This window comes from Zhengella sp. (genome assembly GCF_041397485.1).
In the GTDB taxonomy this organism is placed as follows: domain Bacteria; phylum Pseudomonadota; class Alphaproteobacteria; order Rhizobiales; family Rhizobiaceae; genus Zhengella.
Genome location: NZ_JAWKWO010000001.1, coordinates 298,298 through 316,794, shown reverse-complemented (window position 1 = coordinate 316,794; position 18,497 = coordinate 298,298). Strand labels below are relative to the sequence as shown.

Genomic DNA, 18,497 nt, shown 5'->3' with positions numbered 1-18,497 from the left:
GCTTTAACACTATCCCGGCAGGTTTCACAAGAACGGGCAGGAAACATGGCGCTCTTGCGCGCAATCGGGCTGATGAGCGGCACGTCGATGGATGGCATCGACATGGCCTGCATCGAAACCGACGGCGAGACGGCGGTCCGTCGCGGCCCGTCCGGCTTCATGCCCTACGAGGCCGCGTTCCGCCGCCGCATTGAATCCGCGCTGGAAACGGCGAAGGTGATCCGCCAGCGCGACGAGCGGCCGGACGGGCTGGCGGAGCTGGAAGCCGCGATCACCCTGCGTCACGCGCGGGCGGTGGAAACCTTTCTGGATGACAACGGATGGGCCGCGCAGGATATCGACCTGATCGGCTTTCATGGCCAGACGGTGCTGCACCGGCCGGACGAGGCGCTGACGGTGCAATTGGGCGATGGCGCGCTGCTTGCCCGTGAATCCGGCATCCCGGTCGTCTTTGACATGCGCGCCAATGACATGGCCCATGGCGGGCAGGGCGCGCCGCTGGTACCCGCCTGGCATGCCGCGCTTTCCCAAGCGCTTGAGCCGGGGCGCGTGGCGTTTCCCGTGATGGCCGTCAATATCGGCGGCATATCGAATGTGACCTGGGTGCCGTTGGAAGGCGCGCCGGTCGCCTTCGACGCCGGCCCCGGCAACGCGCTGATCGACCAGTGGGTCCAGGCCGCCGCCGGCATACCCTATGATGACGCGGGCCGCATCGCCAGCGAAGGGGCGGTCAACATCGCTGCGCTTGCCCGCTACATGGAAAACCCGTTCTTTGGCCGTACCGGTGCCAAGTCACTCGATCGAAACGATTTCACGCTCGAACCGCTTGGCTCGGCCGAACTGTCCGACGGTGCGCGGACCCTTGCCGCCGTTACGGCGCATGCCATCGCCCGCGCGGCGGACAATGTGCCCGTGCCTCCCGGCACCTGGGTCCTGTGCGGAGGAGGGCGCAGGAACAATACGATCCGCGCGGAACTGGAAACGCTGCTTTCAGGTCAGGGCGCCCGGCTGCTCATCGCCGAGGACCTCGGTTGGAACGGCGATTCCATGGAGGCTGAAGCCTGGGCCTATCTTGCCGTTCGATCCGTCAGGCGCTTGCCGCTCACCTGGCCGTCGACAACCGGCTGCTCAAGCCCGGTTTCCGGAGGCGTCCTGGCGCGCCCCTGACATTCTTCATCGGCGGTCTTTCAGTCATGCGTGCCCGACCCGCTGGCGTGAATGTGCTTGCAAAGGTATTAGAAAATAATACTGTTATATATTAGGGGTTAATTGGCAGGGCCGGTGCGCATTTTTTGCGCGACCACCTCGTCGTGGATGGCAAGGTTTCCTCATGGAAGGGAATTTACTGGTGTTCGTTGCTGGCGGTTCCATCGGGTTTCTTCTGGGCGTTGCCGTGACGTTTGCCGTGTTCTGGCTTCTGACCGGCCTTGTCGGGACGGATGGACGCCCGGGCGCCTGAATGGCGCGCAACACCGGGCTGCCAAGCTGGACAGGCGGGCCAGTTTGATCAGCACGCCGCTTGCCGTTTCACCATGAAAGGCAGGAGACCGACGGGGCCGGATACGGTCCGGCCCATCCCATGCCGGTTTCAGCGAAGGCGCTTGGGCTTGGGAGCGGCCAGTTCGCCGCGCAGCCGCGCTTCCAGATAGTCGGCGCAATTGTCGATCAGCTCATCCTCGCGCCCGCTGAAGAAGTGATTGGCGCCTTCCATCGTGTTCTGGGTGATCGTGATGCCCTTCTGCTGGTGCAATTTGTCCACCAGCCCCTGCACGTCCTTGGGCGGTGCCACCTTGTCGCTGTCGCCATGGATGATGAGGCCGGAGGACGGGCAGGGCGCCAGGAACGAGAAGTCATAGATGTTCGGTTGTGGCGCGATCGAGATGAAGCCCTCGATTTCCGGCCGGCGCATCAGCAATTGCATGCCGATCCAGGCGCCGAAGGAATAGCCCGCGACCCAGCAGGATTTGGAATCGGGATGCAGCGACTGCACCCAGTCCAGCGCGGCGGCGGCATCGGACAATTCGCCCGAACCGTGATCGAATTCTCCCTGGCTGCGGCCGATACCGCGGAAATTGAAGCGCAGCGTCGTGAAGCCGCGTTTCTGGAACATGTAGAAGAGGTCGTAGACGATCTTGTTGTTCATCGTCCCGCCGAACTGCGGATGGGGATGCAGCACCATGGCGATGGGCGCGTTTTTCTCCTTGGAAGGCTGGTAGCGGCCCTCGAGACGGCCGGCCGGTCCGGCGAAAATGACCTCTGGCATGTTCGGTCCTTCTTGTCTGGAGGCGGTCCCGTTTTGCACGAAAGGTTGCTTTCGCGCGGCTTGACGGGGACTGGCGCTCTCCCTAGAAACACGTTTAGAATAGTTCTAAGAGGTGGAAACACCGCCTCTGGCGGACGGCTTGATAGGACAGTCGGGCCTTTCGTTTCAAGAAAATAACGACTTTGCGCCCAATCAGGGCGGCGAGGGACCGAATCGGATCATGGCGAAGACGCCGGCCTATCTCGACTACAATGCCAGCGCGCCGCTGCTCGAAACCGCGCGCGGAGCCATTGTGTCGTCGCTTGCCGCCGACGCCAACCCCTCGTCCGTTCATCGCGACGGCAAGGCTGCCCGCAGGATCATCGAGGACTCCCGCCGCCACGTCGCCAGCCTGGTCAACGCCTCCGCCGAGCATGTCGTCTTCACCTCTGGCGCCACGGAAGCCGCGGCCACGCTGCTGACGCCGCATTGGCGCATGGGCCGCGCCGCGCTCACCTGTTCGCATCTCTATGTCCTGGCAAGCGATCATCCCTGCCTTCTGGCGGGCGGGCAATTCCCGCGCGAGAAGGTCACGCTTCTGCCGGTCGCCCCGGACGGCCTTGCCGACATGGAAGCCATGCGCCGCGCGCTGGAAGCCCATGACGCCGAGACCGGGCTGCCGCTGGTCGCCTTGCATGCCGCCAACAATGAGACCGGCGTGCTTCAGCCGCTCGGCGCTATCCGTGCCGTGGTTGGCGATGCAGGTGGAGTGCTGGTGGTCGATGCCGTGCAGGCCGCCGGCCGCGTTTCTATCGACATGGCAGCCGGTTATGCCGATTTCCTGATTCTCTCTGCGCACAAGCTGGGTGGACCGCGCGGCGCCGGCGCCTTCATCGCCCGCGATGGGCTGCTGATGCCCGCGCCGCTCATCCGGGGTGGCGGCCAGGAGCGGGGCCATCGCGCCGGCACGGAGAACGTGGCGGGGTTTGCGGGTTTCGGTGCCGCCGCGCAGGAGGCAGCGCAGGCCTTGTCCGTCATGTCGGACGTGGCAGGTTTGCGCGATGCCTTCGAGGCACGGCTGGAAGAAATCGTACCGGGCCTTGTGATCCATGGACGCACTGCGCCGCGTATCGCCAACACGTCGTTCTTCTCGATCCCGGGGCTCAAGGCGGAGACGGCGCAGATCGCGCTGGATCTCGAAGGGTTGCGGGTGTCCGCCGGTTCGGCCTGTTCCTCCGGCAAGGTCGGCCCCAGCCATGTGCTGGAGGCGATGGGCGCCGATGCCGCTCTGGGCGCGCTGCGCGTCTCCATCGGACCGGCCACCACAGGGGAAGAACTGGACCGCCTTGTCGAGGCGATCGGAACTTTGCTTGCGCGCCGCAAGGCCGCGTGAGCGGGAATGGCTGGCCCGCAGGCCATGAAAATGCGGGGGCGGGCGAGGAAATGCAGGTGAAAACCGTTACATTTCCCCGTCGGGTCACTAGATAAAGGGCACGGTCCCGCGATTGCGGGACATGCCATATGACGTCGACAACTGCCGGACCTTGAATCCGGCAAGGATGGAGAACGCCAATGCCTGCCGTGCAGGAGACGATCGAGCAGGTCCGCAAGATCGATGTGGACCAGTACAAGTATGGTTTCGAGACGCTGATCGAGATGGACAAGGCCCCGCCTGGCCTGTCCGAGGACATCATCCGGCTCATTTCCCACAAGAAGAACGAACCGGACTGGATGCTGCAATGGCGTCTGGACGCGTTCCGCCGCTGGCAGACCATGGCCGAGCCCTCCTGGGCGCGGGTGGACTATCCGGACATCGACTTCCAGGCGCTGAGCTACTATGCCGCGCCCAAGGACCAGGCCGGGCCGAAATCGCTCGACGAGGTCGATCCCGAACTGCTGGCGACCTACGAGAAGCTCGGTATTCCGCTCAAGGAGCAGGAAATCCTCGCCGGTGTGCGCAAGCCGGGCGAAAAGAGTGAACTCGACGAGATCGGCGACAACGTCTACGCCTCGGGCCGCGTGGCGGTCGATGCCGTGTTCGACAGCGTCTCCGTCGTCACCACCTTCAAGGAGGAACTGGCCAAGGCCGGCGTGATTTTCTGCTCGATCTCCGAGGCCATTCGCGAGCATCCGGAACTGGTGCAGAAATATCTGGGCTCGGTCGTGCCCAAGACGGACAATTTCTATGCAACGCTGAATTCCGCCGTCTTCACCGACGGCTCCTTCGTCTTCGTGCCGAAGGGTGTGCGCTGCCCGATGGAACTGTCCACCTATTTCCGCATCAACGAGAAGAATACCGGCCAGTTCGAGCGCACCCTCATCATCGCCGAGGAAGGCGCCTACGTTTCCTATCTGGAAGGCTGCACGGCGCCGCAGCGCGACGAGAACCAGCTTCACGCCGCCGTGGTCGAACTTGTGGCGCTCGACGATGCCGAGATCAAGTACTCCACCGTGCAGAACTGGTATCCCGGCGACAAGGACGGCAAGGGCGGCATCTACAACTTCGTCACCAAGCGTGGCGATTGCCGCGGTGCCAATTCAAAGATCTCCTGGACCCAGGTCGAGACCGGTTCGGCGATCACGTGGAAATACCCGTCCTGCATCCTGCGCGGCGACAATTCGCGCGGCGAGTTCTATTCGATTGCCGTGTCGAACGGCCATCAGCAGATCGATAGCGGCACCAAGATGCTTCATCTGGGCAAGAACACCACCAGCCGCATCATCTCCAAGGGCATTTCCGCCGGCAATTCCAACAACACCTATCGCGGCCAGGTTTCCGTCCACCGCAAGGCGGAAAATGCACGCAACTTCACCCAGTGCGACAGCCTGCTGATCGGCAATGACTGCGGCGCGCATACCGTGCCCTATATCGAGGCGAAGAATGCCTCGGCCAAGCTGGAGCACGAGGCGACCACGTCGAAGATTTCCGAGGACCAGCTTTTCTATGTCATGCAGCGCGGCATTCCCGAAGAGGAGGCAATCGCGCTGATCGTCAACGGCTTCGTCAAGGAAGTCATCCAGGAACTGCCGATGGAATTCGCCGTCGAGGCCCAGAAGCTGATCGGCATTTCGCTGGAAGGCAGCGTCGGGTGACCTTCGGGGACCTGCAGACGGAGGAAGCGTCATGGCCAAGGCCAAACCGGGACCGGGTGCCGAACGGATCGCTGGCGCCATCTCCATCCTGATCGCCTGCGGCCTCGGCTTCTGGCTGGCGCCCTTTGGCTCGCCGCTCACAAGCGCTGCCATTCTGGGGGCCATTGCCGGCATCAGCTTTGCCGCGCGCGGCCTGTTCCGGGCCCGCAACTAGTACAGACAGGCGCGGCGGGACCGCGCGGACGAAACAGACGGCCGCCATGGCTGGCCGGGAAAAACGAAAGAACCTGCAATGCTCGAGATCAAGAACCTGCATGCGCGCATCGCCGAGGATGGCACCGAGATCATCAAGGGTCTCGACCTGACCGTGAAGAAGGGCGAGGTTGCCGCCATCATGGGGCCGAACGGCTCCGGCAAGTCCACGCTGTCCTATGTCATCGCCGGCCGTGAGGATTATGAGGTCACCGAGGGTGACATCCTGTGGAATGGCGAAAGCGTGCTCGAAATGGACCCGGCCGAACGTGCCGCGTCGGGCGTGTTCCTGGCCTTCCAGTATCCCATGGAGATACCGGGCGTTGCCACGATGGAATTCCTCAAGACCGCGCTGAACGCCCAGCACAAGGCGCGTGGCGAGGAGCCGCTGAAGATCCCCGATCTGATGCGCAAGGTGAAGGAAGCCGCCTCCAGCCTTGAAATGGACATGGGCATGCTCAAGCGTCCGCTCAATGTCGGCTTCTCCGGCGGCGAGAAGAAGCGCGCGGAAATCCTGCAGATGAAACTTCTGGAGCCCACCCTCTGCGTGCTGGACGAGACCGATTCCGGCCTCGACATCGATGCCTTGAAGATTGTTGCCGATGGCGTCAACGCGCTGCGTTCGCCCGATCGCGCCTTCCTTGTGATCACCCACTACCAGCGGCTGCTCGACCATATCGTGCCGGATACGGTGCATGTGCTCTACAAGGGCCGCATCATCAAGTCGGGCGGCGCGGAACTGGCGCTGCATCTGGAGCAGAACGGCTATGCCGACGTGATCGACGAAGCCGCGTGAGGTGCCCGCGATGAACATACAGACAGCACCCAAGCCGACGCCCGCCGAACAGGCGCTGATCGACGGCTATGGCGAGCGCTTCTCCCGCCTGTCCGGAAATCCGGATGTGGCGCGCGCGCGCGATCTGGCCTTTGACGGCTTCCGCAAGGCCGGCCTGCCGACGCGCCGCGTCGAGGCCTGGCATTACACCGATTTGCGCCGCCTTCTCTCCGACGTGCCGGCCTATGTCCAGGAAGCCCAGGCCGAACCGGTCGCCGAGCTGCTGGAACATTCCGCCATCGCCATCACGGCCAACGGCCAGGCACTGCAGGCCGATGACAATATCGACGGTGTCACCTTCCGTCCGCTGACGGAACTGCTTGCCGACGGTTCGCTGGCGCCGTCGCTTGCCGCGCGCGACGCCGACGATACCGTCGGTGCGCTCAATGCCGCCTTCGTCTCCGGTGGCTGGGCCTTGGACATCGAGGCCGGCGCCGAGGTGGACGTGCCCGTGGAAATGCAGAATGTCCACGGGGGCGGCCAGGTCCATGCCCGCTTTCCGGTTTCCGTGGGGGCTGGCGCCAGGGCCACCATCGTCGAGCGCCAATCCGGCCAGGGCGCGGCCCTGGTCACCTCGGTGACCGACCTGACGCTGGATGAGGGCGCCGAGGTGAACTGGATTGTCGTTCAGGAACAGCCCGATAGCACCTCGCTTCTGTCCAGCTTTTCGGCCACGCTTGGCAAGGACGCGAAGCTGCGCCTTTTCATCATGAATGCTGGCGGAAAGCTGGTGCGCGAGGAAGTGGTCGTGGCAGTCAGGGGCGAGGGCGCGGATTTCCAGCTGCGCACGGTCAACCTCCTGGCCGGCGAAGGGCATACCGACCTGACCATGGTTCTGGACCACACCGTGCCGGATACCACGTCGACCGAAGTCGTGCGCAATGTCGTGATGGGCAAGGCCAGGGGCGTCTTCCAGGGCCGGATCAACGTGCATCGCATCGCACAGAAAACCGATGCCCGCATGGCCTGCAATTCGCTGCTCATGTCGGACGACGCCGATTTCTCCGCCAAGCCGGAACTGGAGATCTTCGCCGACGACGTGGCCTGCGGCCACGGGGCGACCGTGGCCGAGATCGACCACGATCACCTCTTCTACCTCATGGCGCGCGGCATTCCGGAGAAGGAAGCCCGCCGTCTGCTGGTCAAGGCGTTTGTCGCCGAGGTGATCGAGGAACTGGACGACGAGGCACTGGTCGGCGCGCTTGAGGAAAAGCTCGACGCCTGGTTCGCGGCGCACGGATAGGAACAGCCATGACCGGAAACCGGCGAATTTGCGAAACGGCAACGTTGCCGGCCCTCCGGCGGCGTAAGAGCGGCTCGGGCAAGGCACTGCGCCCGGCCGCACATGCAATGCAAAGCGGAGAATGCCATGGCTGAGACGCTGACACGCAATGCCTATGACGTCGAAACGGTCCGGCGCGACTTTCCGATCCTGGCGCGCCAGGTACACGGGAAACCGCTGGTCTATCTCGACAATGGCGCTTCGGCCCAGAAGCCGCAGGCCGTCATTGACGCCGTGACCCATGCCTATTCGCACGAATATGCCAATGTCCATCGTGGCCTGCATTTCCTGTCGAATGCCGCAACGGACGCCTATGAAGGGGCGCGGGAAAAGGTTCGTGCCTTTCTCAATGCGGGCTCGGTCGACGAAATCGTCTTCACCAAGTCGGCAACCGAGGCGATCAACACGGTGGCCTACGGGCATGCACTTGCCCATCTCGGCGAGGGCGACGAGATCGTTCTCTCCATCATGGAGCACCATTCCAACATCGTGCCGTGGCATTTCGTGCGCGAACGCAAGGGCGCGAAGCTGGTCTGGGCACCCGTGGATGCGGATGGCGGCTTCGACTTGGAAGCCTTCAAGGCCTGCCTCACGGAGCGCACGAAACTCATCGCCATCACCCACATGTCCAATGTGCTCGGCACGGTGACGCCGATCCGCGAGATCTGCCGCATTGCCCGTGAACGGGGTATTCCCGTGCTGGTCGATGGCAGCCAGGCAGCGGTTCACATGCCCGTCGACGTGCAGGACCTGGACTGCGACTGGTATGTCTTCACCGGTCACAAGGTCTATGGGCCTTCCGGCATCGGTGTGCTGTATGGCCGCAAGGAACGGCTGGAATCCATGCGCCCGTTCATGGGCGGCGGCGAAATGATCGAGGAGGTGACCGAGGACAAGGTCACTTACAACCATCCACCGCATCGCTTCGAGGCCGGCACACCGCCCATCGTCCAGGCCATCGGCCTGGGCGCGGCGCTGGACTACATGCAGGCGTTGGGCCGCGAAAACATCGCCGCCCACGAGGCCTCGCTGCGTGACTATGCCCATGAGCGGCTTTCACGCATCAATTCGCTGCGCATTTTCGGCAACGCGCCGGGCAAGGGTGCCATTGTTTCGTTCGAACTGGAGGGCATCCACGCCCACGACGTATCAATGGTGATCGACAGGGCAGGGGTCGCGGTCCGCGCCGGCACCCATTGTGCCCAGCCCCTGCTCAAGCGCTATGGCGTGACATCGACCTGCCGCGCCTCTTTCGGCCTCTACAACACCCATGCCGAGGTTGACGCCCTGGCTGAAGCGTTGGAAAAGGCCCGCAACTTTTTTGGATGAACGCCATGACTGATGAACAGGCCCAGAATATCGACACCGCAGCCGATGACGGGCTGCACGCGTCCTCGGCCATTCCCGCCGAGGAACTTGCCCGCCTGACCGATGATATTGTCGGTGCGCTGAAGACCGTATACGATCCCGAGATTCCGGCCGACATTTATGAACTGGGTCTGATCTACCGGATCGACATCGAGGATGACCGGTCCGTGTCGATCCTGATGACCCTGACGGCGCCCGGCTGTCCCGTGGCCGGCGAGATGCCGGGCTGGGTGCAAAACGCGGTCAGTTCCGTGGAAGGCGTCGGCCAGGTCGACGTGGCGATGACATTCGATCCGCCATGGACGCCTGACCGCATGTCGGAAGAAGCCCAGGTCGCCGTCGGCTGGTATTGATCGCCCGCCGGGGCTGGCCTTGCGCTATGCGCTTGCATGCCCCATCTTTGAAGGTGTGAACCACAGCCCGAAACCCGTTGCGCAGGCCTTGAACCCGCGTTGAATGGAGGAAGAATGGCCCGTTTTGAAATCATGACCATGACCGATGCCGCTGCCGCGCGTGTGCGCGAGGTGGTCGAGGCCCACGAAGGCGTGGCCGGCATCCGCGTCGGCATCAAGAAAGGCGGCTGCGCCGGCATGGAATACACCATCGATGCCGTGAAAGAGCCGAACGCCAGGGACGACGTGATCGAGCACGACGGCGCCAGGGTCTGGGTCGACCCCGCCGCAACGCTGTACCTGCTTGGAACCCAGATGGATTTCGAGGTGACGACGCTGCGCAGCGGCTTTGTCTTCAACAATCCGAACCAGTCATCGGCCTGCGGCTGCGGCGAGTCTGTCGAACTCAAGCCTGCCGACCTGAAGGCGCTTGCCGAGGCGCGTGGCGCGGCCTGAACCGCCCAACGGTTCAATAGACAACGAAGAAATGCAAAAAGGACCCGCAAAGGGTCCTTTTCCATGTCCGGTTCCGGATATCCGGAGCGGTCAGCGCACCGCGATCTTCATGAAGGCCGGCACGTCGTCGCCGAAACCGACAGGGGCCGGATCGTTGTCACGCTCTTCGTTGCGCCGGCGGCGCGGACGCTCGTCGGCTGGCTTGCCCCGCTGCTGTTCCGGCGCCGGTGCCCTGCGGCTTTCCTGGCGCACGGGCGCTTCCGTCGTGGCCACGGTCCCGGCCTCCTCGCTGGCTTCAGCCGGCTGCCTGCCGCGCCGTTCGCCGCGCTCGCGCTTCGGCCTGTCGCCGCCCCGTTCGGTCTTGCGCCCGCCGCGGCGGCTGCGTGACGTGTCGGGTGCGCTGTCCTCTTCGCTCAAGGTCGAAAGATCGCCGTCCAGCCATTCCAGTTCCCGGCCGATCATCTTTTCGATGGCGTCGAGATATTTCCTGTCCGCCTTGGCGACAAGCGAGAAGGCCTTTCCGGAGCGCCCGGCACGGCCCGTGCGGCCGATGCGGTGGACATAGTCTTCCGAATGGATCGGCAGGTTGAAGTTGAAGACGTGGCTGACATCGGGGATGTCGAGGCCGCGCGCCGCGACATCGGAGGCGACGAGCAGCTTCAGCTTGTTGTCGCGAAAGCCCTGCAGCATGGCCATGCGCGCGCGCTGGTCCATGTCCCCGTGCAGTGCGCCCGCATCGAAATCATGCTTGACCAGCGAGCGGAACAGTTCCGACACGTCGCGTTTGCGGTTGCAGAAGATGATGGCGTTCTTCAATTCGCCTGTCTCTTCTTCCGCGCGGATGATGTCGCGCAGCTTGGCGCGCCGGTCCCAGTCCTTCGGGCCGCACTTGACGAGGCGCTGTGTCACCGTTTCGGCGGTTGAAGAGGCCTTGGCCACTTCCACGCGCACCGGTGCATGCAGGAACTGCTCGGTCAGGCGCGTGATCTCCGGCGGCATGGTGGCCGAGAAGAACAGCGTCTGGCGGGTGAAGGGGATCAGCTTGCAGATGCGCTCGATATCGGGAATGAAACCCATGTCGAGCATGCGGTCGGCCTCGTCGATGACCAGGATCTCGACACCGTTCAGCAGCAGCTTGCCGCGCTCGAAATGGTCGAGCATGCGCCCGGGCGTGGCGATCAGCACGTCCGCGCCGCGTTCCAGCTTGCGGTCCTGCTCGTCGAAGGAGACGCCGCCGATCAGCAGGGCGACATTGAGGCGGTGGTTCTTGCCGTATTTGACAAAGTTCTCCTCCACCTGCGCCGCCAGTTCGCGCGTCGGTTCCAGGATCAGCGTGCGCGGCATGCGTGCCCGCGCGCGGCCCTTTTCCAGCCGTGTCAGCATTGGCAGCACGAAGGATGCGGTCTTGCCGGTGCCGGTCTGGGCTATGCCCAGCACGTCCTTGTTGGCAAGCGCATGGGGGATGGCGCCGGCCTGAATGGGCGTCGGCTTGGTATAGCCGGCATCGGTAACGGCCGAGAGGACCTTCTGCGACAGTCCCAGATCAGCGAAAGTCACGTCAGGAGCTTGATTGTTTTCGTCAGATGACACGTGGTTTGGGTCTCTTATTCAGAGTATGGTGCACGACAAGGCACGGTTTCGCACAAGTTTTGTCCGGCGATTTCGCTTCGCCCTACGGGTCATGGGCGCGAAAGTCAACAGTTTCCGTACAAATCACGGCTTTCATGCGCCAATAAGGTCAATAGCGGAATTGCTCGGCCAGGATTCGTTCGTCCCAGCCGTGTTCTGCGTCGAAGAGCAGGGTGGCGCTGACCGAGCGCGACTCCCGGATCGTGACCTTGACCACGGACTTCACTTCCGAATGATCCGCCACCGCGTTGACCGGCCGCTTGCCCGGTTCCAGGATGTCGAAAACCACCGTGACATGATTTGGCAGCAATGCGCCGCGCCAGCGCCGCGGCCGGAACGGGCTGACCGGCGTGAGCGCCAGCAAGGGCGCATCCAGCGGAATGATCGGGCCGTGGGCCGACAGGTTGTAGGCAGTCGATCCGGCGGGTGTGGCCACCATCACGCCGTCGCAGATGAGTTCGTCCAGCCGCACCTTGCCGTCGACAGTGATGCGGATCTTGGCCGCCTGGAAGGATTGGCGCAGCAGCGAGACCTCGTTGAGCGCATTGGCATGATGCAGCGCGCCGGTATCGTCCACCGCCACCATGCGAAGCGGGCGAATGGTTTCGCCCAGCGCCGCGGAAATGCGTTCACGCAGGTCCGTTTCGCGGTATTCGTTCATCAGGAAGCCGATCGTGCCCCGGTTCATGCCATAGATGCGCCGGCCGCTGTCCATCGTCTCGTGCAGCGTTTGCAGCATGAACCCGTCGCCGCCCAGCGCCACGATCACGTCCGCGCGCTCCGGGTCTTCCTGCCCGTAAAGCGCGGCCAGCCGCTTGGCAGCGTCGCGCGCCTCCGGCGTGTCCGCGGCCAGAAAGGCCAGGCTGATCTGGTCGGCCGGCTTGTCGAGCAAGGGCATGGTCCTTCTGCCAGGATGTCGGGCGAATGGCCTAGCATGCCGCTCCGCCAAGGCCAAGGCGCCGATGCCGCCTGTCAGGCCGGTTTTGCGCCGGGCGCCCGGTCCGGGAAACGGGCAAGCAGCAGCCAGGCGCAGAAGGCGCTTTCCACCACGAGCGGCACGACATAGGCCGGCTGGACGGCTGGCAGGAGGGCCGGGGCGAAAAAGCGGCTCAGGCTTCCGGCCAGATAGACGATGCCGCTGGCTGCAAGGCCAATGCCCAGCAGGCGGGGAAAAAGGGCCGACCGGATGACCAGAAGGCCGGTCAGGAAACAATTGACGGCGAAGAAGGCGAGTCCGAGATCATAGCCGTGGCGATGCGTGTCCAGGAGCAGCAGGATATTGGCCGGTTCGCTGGTGGAAGCGTCGCCAGCGGCCAGCAGCCACGCGGCTTGCAGCGCCAGCAGATTGACCGCGATGACCACCGTCTGGATCAGCCGGAACACCAGCGCTGCCAGCGCCAGGGAGAAGGAAATACCGCGGAAGACCAGGAAGAGCAGGATGGCGAGAAGCGCATCGCAAAGCGCCATCGCCAGGTCAGCCGCGATGGAAAGCCGGAATTGCGCGCTGTTCTCGCGCAGGGAAATGGCCGTTGCCGCTGCATCGGAATAGTCGATCAGCGGCCCGCGCAGCAGCGCCTCTGCGCTGACACCCGCCAGGATGATCACGAGATAGGCCAGGCCCGCCAGCCGGAACAGGGACACGGAAACAGGGGCGCCATTGCTGCTCATCCGGCCATGCTTGCACGAAAGGCCGCGCCCTGTCTTCCCGCAAATGCGGGCAGGGGCATCGCGCAGCTGTCACGGCTTGCGCAGCGGCAGCGTCACGGTGGCGCAAAGGCCGCGTGGCGCGCGGTTCTCCAGCCGCAGGCTCCCGCCATGGGCCAGAACGAGACTGCGGGCGATGGAAAGGCCAAGACCCGCGCCGCCGGTCTGCGCGCTCCGGCTTTCCTCGCCGCGCACGAAAGGCTCGAACATGCTTTCCAGCCGTTCCGCCGGAATGCCGGGCCCGTCATCCGACACGGAGACGACCGCTTCGCCATCGCGCTGGCAGAGGAAGACGGTGGCCGAGCCGCCATAGCGGATCGCATTGTCGATGAGATTGGAAAAGACGCGGCCGAGCGCCACCGGCTTGCCATCCACGGCCAAACGGCCTTCGCCGGAAAAGGCGGCGCCGCGCTCGCGGCACAGCCGGTCCAGCAGGTCCGTCAGGTCGACCGGCTGCACGGTCTCGGCATCCTGTATGCCCTTGGCATAGGCGATCAGCCCTTCGGCCATCACCGTCATTTCATCCAGCGTGCGGATGATCGGAGCGGCCTCCGCCTCGTCCAGCATTTCCGCGCGGATGCGAAGGCTGGTGATGGGCGTGCGCAAGTCATGGCCGACAGCGGCCAGCGTGCGCATGCGTTCCGCATCGAACCCGGCGATGCGCGCCTGCATGTCGTTGAAGGCACTGGCCGCCGCGCGCATTTCGCGAACCCCGTCCTCCGGCACCCGCACCGACCGGTCGCCGCGGCCTGCCGCCCGCGCGGCCTCGGCGAGCGCCGCCAGCGGGCGCGTCAGGTGGCGCACGAGAAGCAGGCCCGCGCCAAGAACGGCAACCAGAGACAGGACGAGGATGGTCAGCATGGCGCCGGGCCGCGCCTCGCCGCGCATGTGGCGGGGAGCGAATGACATGAGGTTCAGCCAGGCTTCCGCCCGTTCCGCCCCCGCACCGGGGTCGAGGGCGACCGAGACGGCGATGGTGTCCGGTTCGTCGGCGCCGGTCTCATGCCTGTCGCCGGCCCGCCTGCGGAAACTGTACCATTTCGAACGGTCCACCACCGCCACGGCAACGCTGCGCCCCGGCAGCGCCTCCATGATGCGTTGCGCCAGTTCCCGCGAGCGGGCATCGCTCGCCGTCGCCTCGACGACCGGGCTTTCCGTGATGCGGATGCGTGAGAACCGGGTCGAGGCATCGCGCTCGATGGCACGCCACGCGGACCGGCTGACGGCTTCGAGCGCCGGGACGAGCGACGTGATACGCTCGATCTCGCGCGCCTCGCGCGCTGCATCGTCCAGGCGCTGGCGCTGGGTGGAAAGCAGCACGCCGGCCACCACATTGGCCGCGATCAGCGCCGCCGCCAGCAGCAGGGCAAAGCGCCAGGTCAGGCTGTCGGGAAGCAGGCGGCCCATGGCGTCAGGCCTCCGTCACATCGGCTGCCAGCACATAGCCGCCACCCCACTCGGTGACCAGCAGGCGCGGCGACCTGGCGTCCGCCTCGATCTTGCGCCGCAACCGGCTGATCGTGTTGTCGATGGCGCGGTCATAGGCCTTGGCTTCGCGCCCGGCGGTCAGGTCGAGCAGGCGGGCGCGGCTGAGCACCGTGTGCGGATGATCGAGAAACACCGACAGCAGCCGGCTTTCCCCCGAAGTCAGCTCCACGATGCGCCCGTCGTCGTGATGGAGCCTGTGTTCGCCCGCATCGTGCGCCCATCCGGCAAAGCGGCGCCGCCCGGAGGGCAGGGAGGGCTCGGGCGGCGGAACGCGGCGCAGCACGGCACGGATCCGGGCCAGCAATTCGCGCGGATTGAACGGCTTGACGATATAATCGTCGGCGCCGATTTCCAGCCCCACGATGCGGTCGGCCTCGTCCGCCATGGCGGTGAGCAGGATGACGGGCGGACCGCCACGCGCCGAAAGCCAGCGGCACAGGCTCAGCCCGTCCTCGCCCGGCATCATGATGTCGAGCACCACGAGGCTGATCACCGCCTCCTCGATGGCCGCGCGCGCTTCGGCCGCATTGGCCGCAAGGCGGGTGCGCATGCCCTGCTTGCGCAGATATTGGCCGAGCGGCTCGCGAATGTCGCGCGCATCGTCAACGATCAGGATGTGCGGGTCTGCATTGGCGGTCACGTCTCAACTCTCCGTCTGGTCTTCCTGCCGCCACGCCGGCTGGTTCCTTCTGCCATGTAGAACCTTTCGCGGCGCTGCCGGCAGGCAAAGTTTGTCGCAAAATGTATCAGGAGCGGCAGGCGCGACATATGGCGACAAACTATGCCAGCGGTTGACACACGTTTCGCGCCTTTTTCACCTAGCTTGGCCTCAAGGGACACATCACCGGCCGCAAGGCCCGAACCCTTGAACCAGGGAAAGGATTTGACCATGAACCGTTCCACACTTCTCTCCGCAGCACTCATTGCTGTCACGATTACCGGCGTTGGAGCCGTTGCCGCCATTGCGCAGGATGGTGGGCCGAAAGCCCGGGCGGAAACCCAGATGCCGGGCATGATGGGTGCCGACTGGCGTGACGGCGAACGCGGCTGGGGCCGCCACGGCGGCGAAGGCCGCCACTGGGGCCGTGACGGCGAAGGCCGCCACTGGGGCAAGCATCACGGTGGCCGCCACGGCATGGGCGGACATGGCATGGGCGGGCGCGGCGGCATGTTCCGCGCCGTGTTCATGCAGATCGACGCCGACAAGGACGGCAAGATCACCCAGGCCGAGATCGACGCATTCCGCGATGCCAAGGTTTCCGGCGCTGACACGTCTGGCGACGGTGCGCTCAGCATCGAGGAATTCGACACCATCTACCGCGAAATGACCCGCTCGCGCATGGTCGATGCCTTCCAGCGCCTCGATGACGATGGCGACGGCCAGATTTCCAAGGCCGAGATGGATACCCGCTTCGGCAATGTGGTGAAATTCATGGACCGCAATGGCGATGGCGCCCTGAGCATGGAAGACCGCGGCCGCGGCCGCCGCTGACGGCCAACCGGACAGGAGAGCGGGCCGGCGCCGGGGTCTGTCCGCTCTCCGCCTCGTCAATCACGCACGCAATTTCAATCACGCAAGCAATCGACCGCCGTGTCTCGACGGCGGGAGCAGGAGCAAGATCATGCTGTCGCGTCTGTCGCCCTGGTGGCTCTGGGCAGTCCTGTCGGTTCTGCCCGCCATCTGGATCGGGCAAGCCTTCGTCTCGGCCAATCCCCGCATCATCCACATCCTCGTTCACCCGACCGGTGAGTTTGCAGCGCGCCTGCTGATCGTCACGCTGATGATCACGCCGCTGACCATGCTGTTCAAGGGCACCGGCTTCGCCCGCTGGCTGAGAAAGAACCGGCGCTATTTCGGCGTCGCCGCGTTCGGCTATGCCGCGCTGCATACGGTCTTCTATCTGGCCGACAAGGCCGCGCTGGAGACTGTCCTGGCCGAACTGCCGCGCCTCTATATCTGGACCGGCTGGATCGCCTTCGCCATCTTCATCCCGTTGGCGGTCACCTCTTCGGACTACTTCCTGCGCAAGATGGGACCGCGCTGGAAATCGCTTCAGCGCTGGACCTACGCCGCCGCGGTGCTGACGCTCATCCATTGGGCCAGCCTGCACGATTGGGGGCATCCGACGGGCGCGGTCGTCCATTTCGCGCCGCTGGCCGCGCTGGAAGCCTGGCGCATCTGGTACTGGTTCCGCCGCCGGTCGCAGCGTCAGGCGCTGGCCTGACCGGTCATGACGCGAATGTATCCGCGAACCGCTCGCGCAGCACGGATTTCTGCACCTTGCCCATCGTGTTGCGCGGCAATTCGTCGATCAGGAAAATGCGCTTGGGTTGCTTGAAGCGGGCAAGCCCGGGCGCGATTGCCGCCATCAGCCCGGCCTCGTCAATCGCGGCGCCGGGCTTCGGCACGACCACCGCCACCACGCCTTCGCCGAAATCGGCATGCGGCACGCCGATGACCGCGCTTTCACTCACGCCTGCCGCTTCGTCCAGCGCCAGTTCGATCTCCTTGGGATAGATGTTGTAGCCGCCGGAAATGATGAGGTCCTTGGCGCGGCCGACAATGGTCACGTATCCGTCCGCATCCACCATGCCGAGATCGCCGGTGATGAAATGGCCGTCGGCGCGGAATTCCTCCGCCGTCTTTTCCGGCATGTTCCAGTAGCCCTTGAAGACGTTGCGGCCCTTGACCTCCAGCACGCCGATCTCGCCGGGCCCGAGAATCCGCCCGGTCTCCGGGTCCGCCACGCGCAGCGAAACGCCCGGCAGCGGAAAGCCCACCGTTCCGGCCCGCCGTTCCCCGTCATGGGGATTGGACGTGTTCATGTTGGTTTCGGTCATGCCGTAGCGTTCGAGGATACGGTGGCCCGTGCGCGCCTCGAATTCGGCATGGGTCTCGGCCAGCAGCGGCGCGGAGCCGGAGATGAAAAGCCGCATATGGGCCACCGCATCGCGTGTCAGCCGATCGTCGGCCAGCAGCCGGGTGTAGAAGGTCGGCACGCCCATCATCGTCGTGGCGCGCGGCATGGCCGCAAACATCAGGTCCATGTCCGGGCCGGGCAGGAAGATCATCTTCGCGCCCGCCAGCAGGATGACATTGGTGGCCACGAAAAGCCCGTGCGTATGGAAAATGGGCAGCGCGTGCAGCAGAACGTCGTCTGCGGCAAATCGCCAGGTGTCGACGAGCGATTCGGCATTGGAAAGCAGGTTGTCGTGGGTCAGCATTGCGCCCTTGGAGCGCCCGGTGGTCCCCGATGTGTAGAGGAAGGCGGCCAGGTCGTCCGCGCCGCGCTCCGCCGGTTCGAAATGCTCCGGCGCGCTTCGGGCCGCATCCGTCAACGTGCCCGTGCCGTCGCCGTCGAGCGTCATCAGCCCGGCATCCGCGCTCCCGGCGACGGGCGCCAGGGCCCCGGTCGCGCTGCTGTCGCAGACGAGCAGTTTCGCCTGCGCGTCGGTGACGAAATAGGCCACTTCGCTGGCCGTATAGGCGGTGTTGAGCGGCAGGAATATGGCGCCAGCCTTCACGCAGGCCGCATAGAGCGCCAGCGCTTCAGGTGTCTTCTTCACCTGCACCGCCACGCGGTCGCCCACCCCGACGCCCGCGCCGCGCAGCGCATGGGCCATGCGTGACGCGAGCGCAAGAAACGCGCGATAGGAGATCTCGCGCCCGTCGGGCAGGATCAGGAACGTCGTGTCGCTTGCCGCGTGGCGGGCGAAGAGGCTGTCGTGGAGCGCGTTATGCATGGCGATGGCGTT

The 18,497-nt window shown here is 64.8% G+C and carries 17 protein-coding genes and 1 pseudogene; 11 read left to right on the top strand and 7 right to left on the bottom strand.

Going from position 1 to position 18,497, the window contains the following annotated elements:
* Window positions 1-45 precede the first annotated feature (45 nt).
* Window positions 46-1,167 (top strand): anhydro-N-acetylmuramic acid kinase, encoded by a 1,122-nt coding sequence (locus tag R3D65_RS01365; protein WP_371273435.1) that lies wholly within the window; start codon window positions 46-48, stop codon window positions 1,165-1,167.
* A gap of 421 nt (window positions 1,168-1,588) precedes the next feature.
* On the opposite strand, the gene R3D65_RS01360 is transcribed toward R3D65_RS01365, so the two are convergent.
* Window positions 1,589-2,263, bottom strand: coding sequence for an alpha/beta hydrolase (locus R3D65_RS01360; RefSeq protein WP_371273434.1), 675 nt, complete (start codon window positions 2,261-2,263; stop codon window positions 1,589-1,591).
* Window positions 2,264-2,483: 220 nt separating this feature from the next.
* Between R3D65_RS01360 and R3D65_RS01355 the strand changes: the two genes are divergently transcribed.
* The 8 genes from R3D65_RS01355 (at window position 2,484) to sufA (ending at window position 9,920) form a co-directional block, all read left to right on the top strand.
* Window positions 2,484-3,635, top strand: coding sequence for a cysteine desulfurase family protein (locus R3D65_RS01355; protein WP_371273433.1), 1,152 nt, complete (start codon window positions 2,484-2,486; stop codon window positions 3,633-3,635).
* Window positions 3,636-3,814: 179 nt separating this feature from the next.
* Window positions 3,815-5,335, top strand: coding sequence for a Fe-S cluster assembly protein SufB (gene sufB / locus R3D65_RS01350; RefSeq protein WP_371273432.1), 1,521 nt, complete (start codon window positions 3,815-3,817; stop codon window positions 5,333-5,335).
* Between the two features lie 31 nt (window positions 5,336-5,366).
* Window positions 5,367-5,549 (top strand): hypothetical protein, encoded by a 183-nt coding sequence (locus R3D65_RS01345; protein WP_371273431.1) that lies wholly within the window; start codon window positions 5,367-5,369, stop codon window positions 5,547-5,549.
* 78 nt (window positions 5,550-5,627) lie between these two features.
* Window positions 5,628-6,383, top strand: a complete 756-nt coding sequence (gene sufC / locus R3D65_RS01340; protein ID WP_371273430.1) for a Fe-S cluster assembly ATPase SufC — start codon at window positions 5,628-5,630, stop codon at window positions 6,381-6,383.
* Window positions 6,384-6,393: 10 nt separating this feature from the next.
* On the top strand, window positions 6,394-7,665 hold the full coding sequence (gene sufD, locus R3D65_RS01335; RefSeq protein ID WP_371273429.1) for a Fe-S cluster assembly protein SufD: 1,272 nt from the start codon (window positions 6,394-6,396) through the stop codon (window positions 7,663-7,665).
* 126 nt (window positions 7,666-7,791) lie between these two features.
* The gene (locus R3D65_RS01330) at window positions 7,792-9,033 is read left to right on the top strand and encodes a cysteine desulfurase (protein WP_371273428.1); all 1,242 of its coding nucleotides are present in this window, start codon (window positions 7,792-7,794) and stop codon (window positions 9,031-9,033) included.
* A gap of 5 nt (window positions 9,034-9,038) precedes the next feature.
* Entirely contained in the window at window positions 9,039-9,425 is a 387-nt protein-coding gene (locus R3D65_RS01325) for an SUF system Fe-S cluster assembly protein (RefSeq protein WP_371273427.1), read from the top strand.
* Between the two features lie 114 nt (window positions 9,426-9,539).
* A complete protein-coding gene (sufA, locus tag R3D65_RS01320; protein WP_371273426.1) occupies window positions 9,540-9,920 on the top strand; it encodes a Fe-S cluster assembly scaffold SufA in 381 nt (126 codons plus the stop codon).
* 410 nt (window positions 9,921-10,330) lie between these two features.
* Here the strand turns inward: sufA and R3D65_RS01315 are convergent.
* From R3D65_RS01315 to R3D65_RS01295, 5 genes and pseudogenes are all read right to left on the bottom strand, one after another.
* Window positions 10,331-11,477 (bottom strand): annotated as a pseudogene (locus tag R3D65_RS01315) (DEAD/DEAH box helicase); the annotation flags it as partial.
* 181 nt (window positions 11,478-11,658) lie between these two features.
* Complete coding sequence (locus R3D65_RS01310; RefSeq protein ID WP_371273425.1) at window positions 11,659-12,447, bottom strand: NAD kinase; 789 nt, start codon at window positions 12,445-12,447, stop codon at window positions 11,659-11,661.
* Between the two features lie 74 nt (window positions 12,448-12,521).
* On the bottom strand, window positions 12,522-13,217 hold the full coding sequence (locus R3D65_RS01305) for a DUF4386 domain-containing protein (protein WP_371273424.1): 696 nt from the start codon (window positions 13,215-13,217) through the stop codon (window positions 12,522-12,524).
* A gap of 69 nt (window positions 13,218-13,286) precedes the next feature.
* Window positions 13,287-14,660, bottom strand: coding sequence for an ATP-binding protein (locus tag R3D65_RS01300; RefSeq protein ID WP_371273423.1), 1,374 nt, complete (start codon window positions 14,658-14,660; stop codon window positions 13,287-13,289).
* Window positions 14,661-14,664: 4 nt separating this feature from the next.
* Window positions 14,665-15,381 carry a response regulator gene (locus R3D65_RS01295; protein ID WP_371273422.1) on the bottom strand — a complete coding sequence of 239 codons (717 nt, stop codon included), beginning with the start codon at window positions 15,379-15,381 and terminating at the stop codon, window positions 14,665-14,667.
* Window positions 15,382-15,630: 249 nt separating this feature from the next.
* Between R3D65_RS01295 and R3D65_RS01290 the strand changes: the two genes are divergently transcribed.
* Together R3D65_RS01290 and R3D65_RS01285 are read left to right on the top strand one after the other, a co-directional pair.
* The gene (locus R3D65_RS01290) at window positions 15,631-16,233 is read left to right on the top strand and encodes an EF-hand domain-containing protein (protein WP_371273421.1); all 603 of its coding nucleotides are present in this window, start codon (window positions 15,631-15,633) and stop codon (window positions 16,231-16,233) included.
* Window positions 16,234-16,363: 130 nt separating this feature from the next.
* Window positions 16,364-16,966: a sulfite oxidase heme-binding subunit YedZ gene (locus R3D65_RS01285; protein ID WP_371273420.1), complete on the top strand. Its 603-nt coding sequence runs from the start codon at window positions 16,364-16,366 to the stop codon at window positions 16,964-16,966.
* A gap of 4 nt (window positions 16,967-16,970) precedes the next feature.
* On the opposite strand, the gene R3D65_RS01280 is transcribed toward R3D65_RS01285, so the two are convergent.
* Complete coding sequence (locus R3D65_RS01280; protein ID WP_371273419.1) at window positions 16,971-18,485, bottom strand: malonyl-CoA synthase; 1,515 nt, start codon at window positions 18,483-18,485, stop codon at window positions 16,971-16,973.
* Window positions 18,486-18,497 lie beyond the last annotated feature (12 nt).

What these genes read in the sequence shown, in the direction of transcription:
- R3D65_RS01365 (WP_371273435.1), top strand. Translation starts at nt 46, where the DNA reads ATGGCGCTCTTGCGCGCAATCGGGCTGATGAGCGGCACGTCGATGGAT.
- R3D65_RS01360 (WP_371273434.1), bottom strand. Translation starts at nt 2,263, where the DNA reads ATGCCAGAGGTCATTTTCGCCGGACCGGCCGGCCGTCTCGAGGGCCGC.
- R3D65_RS01355 (WP_371273433.1), top strand. Translation starts at nt 2,484, where the DNA reads ATGGCGAAGACGCCGGCCTATCTCGACTACAATGCCAGCGCGCCGCTG.
- sufB (WP_371273432.1), top strand. Translation starts at nt 3,815, where the DNA reads ATGCCTGCCGTGCAGGAGACGATCGAGCAGGTCCGCAAGATCGATGTG.
- R3D65_RS01345 (WP_371273431.1), top strand. Translation starts at nt 5,367, where the DNA reads ATGGCCAAGGCCAAACCGGGACCGGGTGCCGAACGGATCGCTGGCGCC.
- sufC (WP_371273430.1), top strand. Translation starts at nt 5,628, where the DNA reads ATGCTCGAGATCAAGAACCTGCATGCGCGCATCGCCGAGGATGGCACC.
- sufD (WP_371273429.1), top strand. Translation starts at nt 6,394, where the DNA reads ATGAACATACAGACAGCACCCAAGCCGACGCCCGCCGAACAGGCGCTG.
- R3D65_RS01330 (WP_371273428.1), top strand. Translation starts at nt 7,792, where the DNA reads ATGGCTGAGACGCTGACACGCAATGCCTATGACGTCGAAACGGTCCGG.
- R3D65_RS01325 (WP_371273427.1), top strand. Translation starts at nt 9,039, where the DNA reads ATGACTGATGAACAGGCCCAGAATATCGACACCGCAGCCGATGACGGG.
- sufA (WP_371273426.1), top strand. Translation starts at nt 9,540, where the DNA reads ATGGCCCGTTTTGAAATCATGACCATGACCGATGCCGCTGCCGCGCGT.
- R3D65_RS01310 (WP_371273425.1), bottom strand. Translation starts at nt 12,447, where the DNA reads ATGCCCTTGCTCGACAAGCCGGCCGACCAGATCAGCCTGGCCTTTCTG.
- R3D65_RS01305 (WP_371273424.1), bottom strand. Translation starts at nt 13,217, where the DNA reads ATGAGCAGCAATGGCGCCCCTGTTTCCGTGTCCCTGTTCCGGCTGGCG.
- R3D65_RS01300 (WP_371273423.1), bottom strand. Translation starts at nt 14,660, where the DNA reads ATGGGCCGCCTGCTTCCCGACAGCCTGACCTGGCGCTTTGCCCTGCTG.
- R3D65_RS01290 (WP_371273421.1), top strand. Translation starts at nt 15,631, where the DNA reads ATGAACCGTTCCACACTTCTCTCCGCAGCACTCATTGCTGTCACGATT.
- R3D65_RS01285 (WP_371273420.1), top strand. Translation starts at nt 16,364, where the DNA reads ATGCTGTCGCGTCTGTCGCCCTGGTGGCTCTGGGCAGTCCTGTCGGTT.
- R3D65_RS01280 (WP_371273419.1), bottom strand. Translation starts at nt 18,485, where the DNA reads ATGCATAACGCGCTCCACGACAGCCTCTTCGCCCGCCACGCGGCAAGC.